The organism is Bradyrhizobium sp. AZCC 2289, from assembly GCF_036924615.1.
Taxonomy (GTDB): Bacteria; Pseudomonadota; Alphaproteobacteria; order Rhizobiales; family Xanthobacteraceae; genus Bradyrhizobium.
This window is the reverse complement of sequence record NZ_JAZHRY010000001.1, coordinates 5,820,357-5,833,817: the sequence shown is the minus strand read 5'-3', so window position 1 is coordinate 5,833,817 and position 13,461 is coordinate 5,820,357. Positions and strand designations below refer to the sequence as shown.

12 protein-coding genes are annotated in these 13,461 nt (G+C 59.3%); all 12 read right to left on the bottom strand.

Features of this window, described 5'->3' with window-relative positions; genetic code table 11:
* Positions 1–342: 342 nt before the first annotated feature.
* Positions 343–1,002, bottom strand: coding sequence for a glutathione S-transferase family protein (locus V1289_RS27665; RefSeq protein WP_334400520.1), 660 nt, complete (start codon positions 1,000–1,002; stop codon positions 343–345).
* Positions 1,003–1,071: 69 nt separating this feature from the next.
* The gene (locus tag V1289_RS27660; protein WP_334400518.1) at positions 1,072–2,892 is read right to left on the bottom strand and encodes an AMP-binding protein; all 1,821 of its coding nucleotides are present in this window, start codon (positions 2,890–2,892) and stop codon (positions 1,072–1,074) included.
* 466 nt (positions 2,893–3,358) lie between these two features.
* Positions 3,359–4,147, bottom strand: a complete 789-nt coding sequence (locus tag V1289_RS27655; RefSeq protein WP_334400516.1) for an enoyl-CoA hydratase/isomerase family protein — start codon at positions 4,145–4,147, stop codon at positions 3,359–3,361.
* A gap of 255 nt (positions 4,148–4,402) precedes the next feature.
* Positions 4,403–4,849 carry a hypothetical protein gene (locus V1289_RS27650; protein WP_334400514.1) on the bottom strand — a complete coding sequence of 149 codons (447 nt, stop codon included), beginning with the start codon at positions 4,847–4,849 and terminating at the stop codon, positions 4,403–4,405.
* A gap of 103 nt (positions 4,850–4,952) precedes the next feature.
* Positions 4,953–5,291 (bottom strand): hypothetical protein, encoded by a 339-nt coding sequence (locus V1289_RS27645; RefSeq protein WP_334400512.1) that lies wholly within the window; start codon positions 5,289–5,291, stop codon positions 4,953–4,955.
* Positions 5,292–5,526: 235 nt separating this feature from the next.
* Entirely contained in the window at positions 5,527–6,765 is a 1,239-nt protein-coding gene (locus V1289_RS27640; RefSeq protein ID WP_334400510.1) for an MFS transporter, read from the bottom strand.
* Positions 6,766–7,256: 491 nt separating this feature from the next.
* The gene (pcaF, locus tag V1289_RS27635; RefSeq protein WP_334400509.1) at positions 7,257–8,465 is read right to left on the bottom strand and encodes a 3-oxoadipyl-CoA thiolase; all 1,209 of its coding nucleotides are present in this window, start codon (positions 8,463–8,465) and stop codon (positions 7,257–7,259) included.
* A 69-nt stretch (positions 8,466–8,534) separates the two neighbouring features.
* On the bottom strand, positions 8,535–8,672 hold the full coding sequence (locus tag V1289_RS27630) for an aldehyde dehydrogenase family protein (protein WP_442896082.1): 138 nt from the start codon (positions 8,670–8,672) through the stop codon (positions 8,535–8,537).
* A gap of 186 nt (positions 8,673–8,858) precedes the next feature.
* Entirely contained in the window at positions 8,859–9,749 is an 891-nt protein-coding gene (locus V1289_RS27625) for a haloalkane dehalogenase (protein ID WP_334400508.1), read from the bottom strand.
* 117 nt (positions 9,750–9,866) lie between these two features.
* On the bottom strand, positions 9,867–11,108 hold the full coding sequence (locus V1289_RS27620) for a CaiB/BaiF CoA transferase family protein (RefSeq protein WP_334400506.1): 1,242 nt from the start codon (positions 11,106–11,108) through the stop codon (positions 9,867–9,869).
* 43 nt (positions 11,109–11,151) lie between these two features.
* The gene (locus V1289_RS27615; RefSeq protein WP_334400504.1) at positions 11,152–12,168 is read right to left on the bottom strand and encodes an NADPH:quinone oxidoreductase family protein; all 1,017 of its coding nucleotides are present in this window, start codon (positions 12,166–12,168) and stop codon (positions 11,152–11,154) included.
* A gap of 2 nt (positions 12,169–12,170) precedes the next feature.
* Positions 12,171–13,370, bottom strand: coding sequence for a CaiB/BaiF CoA transferase family protein (locus V1289_RS27610; RefSeq protein WP_334400502.1), 1,200 nt, complete (start codon positions 13,368–13,370; stop codon positions 12,171–12,173).
* Positions 13,371–13,461 lie beyond the last annotated feature (91 nt).

The following is a 13,461-nucleotide window of genomic DNA, read 5'->3' as shown; positions in this document are numbered from 1 at the left end:
TAACAGTCAGACTAGTCAGCCGAGCCCCGAATAGCGTCCTCCATCGTTTCAATTAGACAGCATCATCGGGACCGGACTCCTTCGCCGCTCGCGCCAATTCCGCGATCCCACGAAAGGGGTAATGTCGGCAACAATATGCCGATCGCCTGCGACGATTTCGCTGGACTACGACGTGCAAGGCGACGCGCCGTCATTCCGAGAATTTCTCGCCGAACATAGGCAATCCGCTTCGCGACTCGGCCCTGGACGCTTTGACCTGCAGCATATCCCAGTGTTCGGCGAGCGCCGTCATCGAGACGCACGATGTCCGCAGCTCAGCGACGAACTTCCTGTTGATGCCACCTAGTAGTTTACCTCGAGCACCTCGAGGCCCTGTTGGAGCGAGATCTCAATCTCTCTTTCTCGTGCCCGCATAAACCCTTCGCGAGCCTTCAATCGCTTCCAGTAGTCCCCGATGGCTGCTGGAAAATGGCCTGCAAGTCCAAGGTGCGTTGCGAAGCCGAGCGCGTATCCCAATGAGATATCGGCGGCCGTGAAGCGATCGCCGCAGACGTAAGGCTTGCCCTCAAAGAAAGTCGCTGCATTCTTCAACCTCGATGCAAACCAACGGCGGTAATCGTCAGCGACGATGGGATTCCGTTTTTCCGGAGGCTCCAACACGCTATAGCGGAAGAAGATGGTCTGTGGAAATGTAAGGGTTGCCTCACCCATATGCATAAAATTCAGGTACGCTCCATAACTCGGGTCGTCCACCGCAACGGCGAGTGTCTGCGGCGCGTAGCGAGCCGCCACATATTGGCAGATCGCTGAGGACTCCGTCATTCTAATTTCGTCATCGAAAAGCGCCGGAACCGTTCCGAGCGGATTGATCGCGTGATAGCCCTTGTGCATCACCCGCGGAGGGAATGGCAGGACGATCAATTCATACGGAACACGCGCCTCCTCCAACGTCCACAGAGCGCGGAACGAACGCGAACCCATACAGTGGTACAGTATTAACACCTAGGTACTCCTCCAAAGAAGGGATTTATAGCGAAGCGGAACGATTGAAGTTTATTGGACTCTCGCCGGCTAAGCGCCGAGCACTTCATGCGCAAATCCGTAGCGGCCGAGGGTTTCGGAGATAGCTTGGGTCGACGCGGACAGATCGTGATGAATTCGAGATATGCTGACAGTAACCAATAGCCGGCCGCCGTCGCCTTCGCGTACCGCAACATCTGCTTTCTCGCCGTCGAGGGAGGAAAGGGATCCTAACGCTGCCTGCGCTGCACGACGCGTTGCATCGCGCCGTAATGCCGTCTTGTCGATCTTGCCCACGGCGGTCATTGGCATTTCATCGAGGATGTAGACGTGGCGCGGGCGAGCGGGCGGCTCGGGCACGTTCTCGGCGAGTTGAACCATCAGGGACTCAGGCGAGGTGCTCGACCCGCTCACAACAGTCACGTAGACGACAGGCACTTCGCCCGCGTAGGCATCCGGCATTCCGACGGCAGCAGCAATACCGACTCCCGCGCACTTTCCGGCTGCGTCCTCGATAACAGCGGGGTCGATGTTGTGCCCGCTGCGAATGATGACGTCCTTCGCACGGCCTGTGACGACAACCCGACCGTCGGTCCCGCAAAAGCCGATATCGCCAGTGACAAGCCATCCATCTTCAGTGAAAGGTCTCTGCTTGCTGCCGGCAAAGAGATAGCCCGGAAATACGTGAGGCCCCCTAGTCACCAACACACCGGCTTTGCCAGCCGCGACGGCTTTGCCGACGCCGCCATTGCCCAGAAGCTCCCGCACTTCCACTTCGGCCCCTCCAATCACCTCGCCGATGGAATGGGGATCGGGAACGCCGGAATGGTGGCAAGCGGCGATCAGCCCGGCGGTTTCGGTCATGCCGTACAATTGGCGAACCTCGATCGAACAGCGTTCTTTGAGGGACTTCGCGATGGCGGCCGGCAGGTACGCCCCGCCGGTTGCGAAGAACTTCAAGGATGAAATGTCGGCGTTGCCAACCGGTACATCGAGCAGCGACACAAGCGTTGTCGGAATGCCGCAGCCTATGGTTACCTTCAGGCTTTCAACCAGTCTCCAGTAGTTGGCGACCACGCCCGGATTTCGGAAACCGGTCGCAGTCGGCAAGATCACTTCCCCACCCCTTCCGAGTGGCGATAATCCGAGCAGCAAGGAACCGGCGACATGAAAGATCGGCAAACCGTTGAGCACACGCGTAGTGCTATCGAACCGCCAGGAGTCAGCCAGCGCAGCCGCCGAGAAAACCTGGTTCCGATGCAAGTGCTGCGCGACTTTTGGAGAACCCGTCGTACCGCCGGTATGAAAGTATGCTGCAACGTCTTCGGCCGCAGGCAGTAAATCTGTTGACGGCGCTGCGGTTTGACGGTCCCTTAGTGCGATGCGAAGGGAGATCCCGTCACCCGAAGCGGCCCCGGTCGTAACGATGTGTGCGAGCGATGGAACGCGCTTCCGCATATGTTCAGCTTTGCTCCAAAGCTCGGGGGCCTCGGGGCCGATTGTCACCAGCACCTTGGACCCGACCGCGAGCATCATCGCCTCAACTTCATCGGAACGAAGCAGAAAATTGATTGGATTGACGATCCCGACAGTCTCTGCCGCGAAAAACGCAACGAGCGCGTCCGGCACGTTCGGCGAAAGAATACTGACGACGTCGTGCCGCCCGACGCCCAGTTCGCGAAAGAGATGCGCGATCTGATGAAGGCGCGCGATGAACTCTCCGTGCGTCAGCTTGGTTGTCGAAAGCGTGTCGGCGTCTTCAACATAGGTGATCGCCGTTCCAGTCGGATTCGCCGCACTCGCCCGGCTTAGGAGGTCATACGCGGTCGAGGCCGAAGACGTGGATCGAACGCCGGCGATTTCCGAACCCATGACGGCTCTCTCCCTTTTATTTTCCTGTGTGGCTCTTTATTATTCTGTCGTGGTCACCAACAAAGGCGGCAGCAATTCGGGTCCATCCCTTTTTACGTACAATCGCGATCCAATCTTCGCGGGACGATCGGTTGAACGCCTTCGATCCGTCGACAATAAGGGCTTCTCCAAGAGAGTCGCGGCGCAACTCGCAGGGACTTCGCAACCTTAGCGGAAGCTAACTTCGGTGCGTCATGCTTCCAATGTCATAATTGCAACCATTTCGGCCAACCACGGCGTCGGGCAAGTTGGACGGACGCATCCTGCGCAGCGGTTGCCCAAAAGGCGGTAGGAAGGCTGGACGCATAGGCTCGTGATTGGCGACCGCAGTCGCTTGCGCCACCATGTCGATGGATGGGTGACTCGCTCGCCACCGATTCTCGGCGTGTGCCCAATCGGTTTCTGCCGGTGCCGACCAAGTGCGGCGCTATCGTCCCTTGAATTTGAAAGTCGGGCGCGGCAGGTCGGCTTTGAACGCTTCGACGGCGGCAGGCAGCGCTGACTTGACATCTTCGGTTTCGAACAGCGGCAGCGCTAGGTCCAGCAACGCGCCATCGGCCGCCGCCAAGCCTCCTGCAGTCCAGATACGCAGCAAGGACTTGTGAGCGAGATGGGCTCGCGTCGGCCCATCCGCCAACTTGCGTGCGAAAGCGGCCGCCTCTTCAAGCAACGATTCGTCCGCGACCACCCGATTGATGACGCCGCGTTCCAGCATCTGCTGCGCCGGAACTTGCTCCGAAGTGAGGGCCCACTCCATGGCGAAAGCTCTGCCGACACGTTCGGCAACTCGCTGTATGCCACCGAGCATCGTCACGATTCCGAGCGATTGCTCGGGGTGCCCAAAGCGGGCGCTGGCGCCAGCGAATATTATGTCTGATCGAATCGCGAGCTCGAAACCGCCCCCGAAGCAAAGGCCCTGCACAGCTGCGACCGTCAGGACTGGAAGCCGTTCCCATTGATTGACGGTACCGAGACGCTTTTCGAAGGCCGCGCGTAGTTGCTCCGGACTCAGCGTGGGCCAAGGAACAATATCTCCTCCATAGCTGAAGTCCGGTCCATCGGCCGACAGAAGTGCGGCACGCGCTCCGCTGCCGGCGATCAACGATATGGCGTCGCGCAATTCGTCGAAGAACTCCTGTGCTAGCCGGTTTTGCGGCGGATTGCTCAGGACGAGCCTCGCCAAGTTACCCTCTATGGTGATACTGATATGCGACATCGGAGCTCCTTGGCTGAAAACCGTTCTGAACTACATTCGACGCGCGGTTGCCGAGCAACCAGCGTCCGCGACGCGCGCGTGTGGGTCGATCGAGGTTCTTCGACTGCAACCCTTCCCTGGCCGCGATCCAATGCTCATTGACGTGCTCGTTCGTCCTGCGACGGCGGGTTAGCAACGCTAAGGCGGCTCAGCACAATTCAAAAGGTCGCAGATGCCACCATTTGCGACTCGCTAGGCGTCCCGGCCGGCCATGGCCTAATGACTGTCGACTGGATAGAGCCCTTTCGCACTCCGCGACACATTGGGCAGCACAGGGTTGTCGAACCGAGTGCGACGCCGGGCCACTATGAGGATTAGGAGGGCACTTACGATGCCCGTCAACGCGGTGGGAGACATCGCGAGATTCGTGCTTCCGGCTCGTTCGAAGATTACTCCATATACGTTAACCATCAATCCGCCGACGAGCGATCCGATTGCATTGATGGCCGCCAAGCCGACCGCGGCGGAGCCGGGAGAGAGAAACTCCATTGAAAGCGCCCAGAACGGAGCCTTGAACGAGTAGGCGCCGACGAGAACGCAGGTCAGCAAGAAACGCATTGTAATTAAGTCGCCGGATAAACCCGCACCACCGAAGCCAATCGCGATCAACAACAAGGGCTCTGCTGCATGCCATCTTCGTTCACTGCGTCCCCAGACGATCATCAGAACGGACGCCACACCATAAGGGATGGAATTCAGCAAATCCGTTTGAACGTCGTCGAACCCACGCGCCTTGATCAGCTGCGGTTGCCAAGCCCAAAGTACGCTACCGGCAGCGAGAGCCGCGGAGCACGCCAACGCTAGCCCCCCAGAAATAGCCGTTTACGGCCAACTGCCACGGTGAGGCGTCCCCCATGCGGCGAGCTGCTTCCCGTTCGCCTTGAAGCCTCGTTGTGAGCCATGCCCTTTGCTCAAGTGTCAGCCAGGAGGCCTGCTCCGGACGATCCGTCAAAATGAAGAGGCAAGCGATCCCAAGGAGGACAATGGGAAGACCCTCGGCGACGAACAGCCATTGCCAGCCTTGGTATCCGAACAAGCCGTCGAACGACAGCAGCCACGCGGAAAACTGGGAGCCCAGGAATCCCGACACGGGAATCGCGACCATGAACCGCGCAATCGCCGCCCTCACCTTGCCGGCGCCCCTGCTTCGCCGCTTGCGACCCTAGGCAATTCGGTTTCCGTCAGTTCTTTGTAGCCCAAGAAAGTCTCTGCCTCGATCGCCCGCATCGCCATTCTCGATAACGCACCAGTCCTGTATTCGGCTATTGTCGCTACGGATGCGATGCGCAAAGCATTTCCCCGTCAACGATGGAATCGAACATCTTGATGCGAACTAGCCCCTATCGCGCAGCCGATGTGGTCGACATACGTCGCAGGCCCGCGATCAGACAGAGCGCCGATATCGCCAACATTGCTCCGATGACGGCCAGACCACCGAACAGGCTTCCGGTCAGCTCGCTTGCCCAGCCGATGATGACCGGGCTCACAAAGCCGCCGATCGCTCCGGCGCTGCTGATGAAGCCAATGCCGAACGCTTTTGACGTTGATGAGAGATAGGCCGGCGGGATGGTCCAGAACACAGCGACCGCCGCCCAAGCGCCGGCCGAGGCGACCGAGAGCAAAGCCATGGTCGGGCCCACCCCGGTTGGGACCGCACCTATCAAGGCAAGGCCGGCAGCCGCGGCGACCATCGACGCCACGAAATGCCATCGACGCTCTCGCCGCCGGTCGGAACTACGCGCGACGAAGAAGACGCTAACGATCGCGACCAGGGGCGGCACTGCGGCCAGGAAGCCGATCGTTGTCGAGGCTAGGCCGTAATACTTGAGCAGCGTCGGCGTCCAAAGCGAAACAGCCTGAGTGCCGGCCAGTATTGATAGATAGGCCAACGCCAGTAGATAGACTGCTGGATCCCGCAGCGCGTCGGCAAACGAATTGCTCTGACGGGCTGTGGCAGACGGCTGCTCGGACTGCAATCTCATCTTGAGCATATCCTTCTCCGCCGGTGTCAGCCATTTTGCGCTCTCCGGTTTATCGTCGATGTAAAAGAAACAGAAGATGCCGAGCAGAACCGCCGGCATTCCTTCGAACACAAAGATGATCTGCCAGCCGCGCAGACCGAGCATGCCGTTCAAGGACAACAGCCATCCCGATAACGGACTGCCTATAACGCCCGCGATGGAAGCCCCCATAGCGAAGAACGATGTTGCCCTGCCCCGGATTTCTCCCGGAAGCCAGAAGCTGAAGTAGAGGATCACGCCGGGAAAGAAGCCGGCCTCTGCCGCCCCTAGCAGAAAACGCATCACGTAGAACTGGGTTGGCGTGGTCACGAACACCATTCCGACCGAGATCGCCCCCCAGAGGATCATGATACGGGAAAATGTGAGCCGCGCTCCGATGCGGGCCAGCAACAGGTTGCTCGGCACTTCGAATAGGAAATAGCCGACGAAGAAAAGGCCGGCCCCGAGGCCAAAGATTGCCTCGTTGAAAGCCAGGTCGCTCATGAATTGAAGTTTGGCGAAGGCCACGTTGCCGCGGTCGATCTGCGCGACGATGTAGCCGACCACGGCGATAGGCACGATTCGACGAGCGACTTTCCAGGATAGGTTGTCGGCTATATCGGATCCCGAAGTGCTTGAGATGGCTGCTTCGAGGGAAGGCGGGAGCGTTTTCTCCGCAACCCCCATTTGCAAATTTGCACTCATGTTCTTTCCCAATATTTTCTCATTTTTGATAATTTTCGTGGGCCACGTCACGCTGTGGATCTCAGACGCCTACGATCTTTCGTCGTTTTGGCGGCCACACTTCATTGTAGGCGTACGGCCGCTTCGACTTGCTCATTCGCTTCGCCTAATAGATATCAAGGCCGTGGCATTCTTTACGTCCACGATATAATTCTGCCGCGAATGCTGGCTTCGCGGCTGGTTACCGGCGCCGCTTCGCCTGATCCGCGCAGGAGACCATCATGCTAACCCGGGCTCTGATCAGCCGATTTAGCGGCAGCGGCCGGGGGCGTCTTTGTGGCATTGCAAAGGTGGCTTCGCCGCGCTCCTAAGAATGAGGACTAACTTCAGTTCAGCTTCTCGATCGCCATGGCGACGCCCTGGCCGACGCCGACGCACATGGTGGCGAGCGCGAGCTTGCCGCCGCGCTTCTCCATGCCGTGCACCGCCGTCATCACCAGCCGCGCGCCGCTCATGCCCAGCGGATGGCCGAGCGCGATCGCGCCGCCATGCGGGTTGACGAAATCGGCGTCGTCCTGGACGCCCAATTGGCGCAGGCACGCGATGCCCTGCGAGGCGAAGGCTTCGTTGAGCTCGATCAGGTCGAAATCGCTGATCTTCAGGCTCAGCCGCTCCATCAGCTTGCGGGTCGCCGGCACCGGACCGATGCCCATGATGCGCGGCGGCACCGCCGCCGAGGCCAGGCCGAGAATGCGCGCCCGCGGCGTCAGCCCGCACTTCTTCACCGCGGCTTCGGAAGCGAGGATCATTGCAGCCGCGCCGTCATTGACGCCGGAGGCGTTGCCGGCCGTGACCGTGCCGGGATTGCGCACGATCGGCTTGAGTTTTGTCAGGCCTTCCAGCGTGGTTTCGGGACGCGGATGCTCGTCCTTGTCGACCGTAACAGGCCCGGCCTTGCCACCGGGAATCGTGATCGGCGTGATTTCTTCGGCACAATAGCCCGACGCAATCGCCTTACCGGCGCGCTGCTGCGAGCGGATTGCGAACGCATCCTGATCGGCGCGCGACACCTGGAATTCCTCGGCGACGTTCTCGCCGGTCTCGGGCATCGAATCGACGCCATATTGCGCCTTCAGCAGCGGATTGATGAAGCGCCAGCCGATGGTGGTGTCGACAATATCGGTCGAACGCGAAAACGCTTCCGGCGCCTTGCCCATCACGAACGGCGCCCGCGTCATCGATTCGACGCCGCCGGCAATCGCAAGATCGATTTCGCCCGCGCGGATCGCGCGGCCGGCGGCGCCGACCGCATCAAGGCCGGAGGCGCAGAGCCGGTTGAGGGTCAGGCCGGGAACCGATTCCGGCATGCCCGCCAGCAGCAGCGCCATGCGCGCCACGTTGCGGTTGTCCTCGCCGGCCTGGTTGGCGCAGCCGAAATAGACCTCGTCGACCTGGGACCAGTCGAGGTTAGGATGCCGGGCCATCAGGGCCTTGATCGGGGCCGCGGCCAGATCGTCGGTGCGCGCCTTGGCCAGCGCCCCGCCGAAGCGGCCGATCGGGGTCCTCAAGGCGTCACAAATAAATACATCGCGCATCAAATTTCTCACTAGTTGCCACATTTTCAGGGAATGGAGTGGTTCGAGCCATAGGCTCGAACCAGCTTGCTACTTCGCCATATTGATCACTTTGGGCTGCGTGAATTGCTCCAAGCCTTCCTGGCCGAATTCCGCACCCACTCCTGATTGCTTCGAGCCGGCGAATGGTATGTCGACCTGAAGATCGAGATGCTTGTTGATCCACACTGAGGCGGTTTGCCAGTACGCAGCCAGCCGATCCAGCGCCCACGATGATATAGTCGAAGCTGCCCAGTGACGTCATGTCCTTTGGCACTATGTCTCGCCTCCCTCAGTCAGGCCTTGAATCGCGAAAGTGCGGCCGATCATCGTCGCGATTCCTTCGAGGCTGAAATCTGTTCGACAACACGTTCGTCATGCTACCCGCAGTGAGCGCGCGAACTCTGCAATGGCGTGGCCGATGGCATGGGGACTATCTTCCTGAACAAAGTGTAGCCCGTCGACGGCGACCTCCGTCTGGTTGGGCCAGGTCCGGCAAAAATCGCGACGTTCCTCAGTCAAAATGACACCAGGCTCCACATTGATAAAAAGCTTTGGAATTTCGCTTTGAGCTAGCCATTGACCGTAGTCTTCAACAATCCTGGTCACATGCGGCGGGTCGCCGTCGATCGGAATGTTGCGCGGCCATGAAAGCGTCGGGCGGCGCCCCTCACCAGGGACAGCGAAGGGTTCCCGATAGGCGTTCATTTCCTGTTCAGTCAATCGACGCTTGATCGAGTGCGGTAAATTCCATTCAATGAACATGTTGTCCTGCAGAACAACCCTCTCACCTTCTTCGCTGCGGTACATGCGGAACGCATTGCGGCGCGCCTCAGGCCATTTAGACCAGCTAAATGGGGCGACGATCGCCTCCATATAGACGATGCCCGCCACGCGGTCCGGATGCTGGCGAGCCCAGTCGAAGCCGAGGGCCGAACCCCAATCATGCAGCACGAGAATGATTCGGTTCCCAAGCGCTAGTTGATCCCAAAGCGCGAACAGATAGTCCCGCTGCTCTTGGTAATGATAACGTTCCGGTCCAGAGTTCGGAAGCTTGTCCGATTTTCCCATCCCAATCAGATCACAGGCAACAAGACGCCCCAGTCCCTCACAATGAGGCATGACGTTGCGCCATAGGTACGACGACGTGGGATTACCGTGCTGGAAAACAATCGCGTCTCCCGCGCCCTCGTCGATATAAGCCATCGAGAGCCCATCAACCTTCGCGATCTTTAGCTTTCCGTAAGGCTCTGCCGAGATGCGCATCGCGAAATCCCTCTGTTTAACGGAAGCACGTAACGTGTGATGAAAGCTGCAATATCTGTAGCGAAATGGCATTTACTCCCGTCGATGCCGCCTTCGTACCGTGACTTTCCTGAGACACTATTTAGCTGGCGCGTCGGCGGATGCTCTCACTCGCTCGATTTCAACGTCATCCATTTGGAGCAGATCGCGGAGCACTTCATACGTATGCTCCCCGAGTAAAGGAGGAGCCATCCTGTAACGAACAGGGGTTTCTGAAAGCCGTAGAGGGCTGGCGGTGGTCGGCGCCATCACGCCCAGCGGATGGGCGATGTCGCGGCGTAGCCCCCGTACCTTGACTTGTGGATCTTCAAAAACTTGCGAGATGTCGTTGATCGGACCACAAGGTACACCGGCCGCCTCAAGATCCCTCAGCCATTCATCGCGTGATCTGGTCTTCATAATCAAGGTCAAGCGCTCGATGAGTTCGACGCGGTTGCCGATCCGTGCACTATTTGTGGCATAGCGAGGGTCAGCACCGAGTTCGGGCACTCCGAGAACGGTCGCGTAAGCCCGAAATTGGCTATCGTTGCCCACGGCCACAATCAAATGTCCATCCGAAGCGGCAAATGTTTGGTATGGCACAACGTTCTGATGAGCGTTGCCAGCGCGGCGCGGCGCTTTTCCGGAAGTAAAAAAGTTCGAATTCTGGTTGGATAGCATTGCAACATGCGAGTCCAAGAGTGCGATATCAAGGTGCTGACCGAGACCACTGCGGTGGCGTTCGACGAGAGCGCCCAACACGGCCACGGACGCATACATACCCGCGACGATATCGGTCACCGCGATGCCGGCCTTTTGTGGCCCCCCGCCCGGCAGATCATCGCGTTCGCCCGTAATGCTCATCAGGCCGCCCATGCCCTGGATAGCAAAGTCGTAGCCGGGTCTTTGGCTATAAGGACCAAACTGACCAAAACCCGTGACAGAGCAATAGATCAGCCTGGGGTTGATCTTCTTCAGAGACTCGTAGTCGAGGCCATATTTCTTCAGCCCTCCTACCTTGTAGTTCTCGACGAGCACGTCGCTGATCAAGACGAGCTTGCGGACGACATCCGCGCCTTCCTGCGTCGAAAGGTCAATCTCGATGGACCGCTTGTTTCGATTGCAACTTAAATAGTATGCGGCTTCGCTGGTATCGCTGTTGTCAACGCTCTTCAGATACGGCGGCCCCCAGCCGCGGGTATCGTCGCCGACACGGGGACGTTCGACCTTGATGACGTCGGCGCCGAGATCGGCCAGAATTTGCGTGCACCATGGTCCGGCCAATACCCGACTGAGATCCACTACGCGCACACCGAACAACGGGCTCGTTCGCACGGTCATGATTTCGGTCCCGGTGCTGAAGACCCGGCGGATGCATGCGATTTCATGGGGCAACCTTGTCAGACATCGAAAGCGCGACCTTGCCGACCACTTGCCGCGTTTCAAGCGTCCTAAGCGCCTGTTTGAGTTCGCCAAGTGGGAAAACGGCCGATACGGTTGGCCGGATGCGCTTTTCGTTGGCCCAGGTCAGCAAGGTCCGCATCACCTGCTGCAACTCGGCGGCGTGCTGACGGCGTTCATCGCGCGGTGTCCAGCCGATGTAGCGGCCAAAAAAGAAACCGTGCCATGTGAGATTCTTGACGAGAAGGATATTCGGCGCGATCGGTGGCATTTTGCCGCTGGCAACTCCCACACTGAGCAAGCGGCCATTGGCGGCAGTTGCGCGAATGGCCATTTCCGAAAGATCGCCGCCCACGGGATCGACGACGATATCGACGCCGCGCCCCCCGGTGAGTTTCTTAACCTGAGCCGCCAACTCGGCGTCAGGCGCAACAGCATGTCGGGCACCGCGCGCGATCGCTTCGTCCCGCTTGGTTGCGGTGCTGGCACAAGCGATCACATTGGCTCCCATCAGGGATGCGAGTTCGACCGCAGCTAATCCGACACCGGCGCCGGCCCCGAGTACCAGGATGTCTTCACCGGGCTTAAGACCGCAACGCCATTGCAGGCCGCAATAGGCCGTACCGTAGGAGATCGGCACCGGCAGGGCTTCTAACGACAAAAGGCCCTTGGGCAGCGGATAGACGGTGCATTCATCCAGGGTAAGGAGCTCGCCAAAGCAACCCCAATCCGCGACGGCGACGACGGCATCTCCGACCTTCAACCGGGTCACCCGGGATCCACAGGCTGTCACGGTGCCGACCGCTTCCGTACCGGGCGTGAACGGAAGCGCCGGCTTGGTTTGATAGTGCCCCTTGATCATCAAGCCGGTCGCGTGGCTGACGCTGGCGTAATCGATTTGGATCGTGACCTCGGTGGCATTCGGGGCGACCGGCTCCACGCAGTCTTCGACCCTGACGTCTTCAACCGAGCCGTAGGCTTTGCATCTAAGGGCGCGCATGATCAGACTTTCTCCAACACGATCTCGGCCTGGCGAACGACTCCAGCCTCGAGAAGCGAGTCAACTTCGCTTTTCGGCACACCGGCGGCTTGCAAAATCTCGACAGAATGCTGGCCGATATCCGGCGCTGCAATCGCTGCGCGCGGGTTAGCGACGCCCGGCATCCCGACGAACTGGACTTCGCCGACTCCCGGCTGATGTAGGGTTTTGAAGAGCCCTAGATGCTTGGCCTGCGGATGGGTGATCAGCGACGCGTAGTCGCGCACCTCCGCGTGAAGCACATCCTCAGCTTTGAGACGTTCGGCCCAAAGGGCGGTCGTCGCTTTCGCCATAAGACCGGTTAGTTCAGCATGAAGCACGTCGCGATTCTTCAACCTGTCGGCATTGGTCTTGAAACGCGCATCTTCAAGCCATTGCGGTAAACTCAGGGCGCGACAGAGCCTCGCGAACTGGTCATTGTTCAGAGCGAGCACGGACAGCGCGCCGTCGACGGTTGCAAAGACGCCATTGGGCGCGCTGACCGCCCCCGTCGGACGCTCGCCCGCAATTGAATGAGTCGCGATGTCATTGGATTGCAATGCCGCGCAAGCCTCGAACAAGCTGATCTTGACGTGGGATCCAACCCCGTTTTTGAGGCGAGCGTAGAGAGCGGCTGCGGTCAATTGCGCCGCATACAAACCTGTCGATATGTCCGCCAGCAACAGCCCGACGCGCCGAGGATTGCGATCTGTATCCTGGTTCGAAAACATGAGGCCGCTATCGGCCTGGATCACCGAGTCCGAAGCGGGAGCATCGGCGTAAGGACCATCCTGACCATATCCGCTGATCGAGACGTAAACCAATCCCGGGCGCTGGGCAGCCAAAGTCTCGAAGCCGATGCCCAATCGCTCCGCTACGCCCGGGCGGAAATTCTGGATCAAAACATCAGTCTGGATTGCGAGTTTGCGGAGGATACGTCGTCCCGCTTCCTTGCGGGCGTCGAGACAAATTCCTTTCTTCCCCGCATTGTAGCTTACTGACGTTGCGCTCTGCCTGCCTCGAACGACACCGATGTTCCGCCCCCAATCGCCCTCGGGCGGATCGATCTTAATGACTTCGGCGCCCTGCTGCCAAAGCATCTCGGCGCAATAGGGGCCGGCTATACCCTGGCTCACATCCAGTACGCGCAGCCCGGAAAAGGGCAGGCTGAATTTGGCTCCCATTTGACACCTCCCGCGTTTTCACCCGCGTTTTCACTTCTCTTAGGAAGCTAGGAAAGCATTGGTGCCTTGACAATCTATCTGCATATACCTC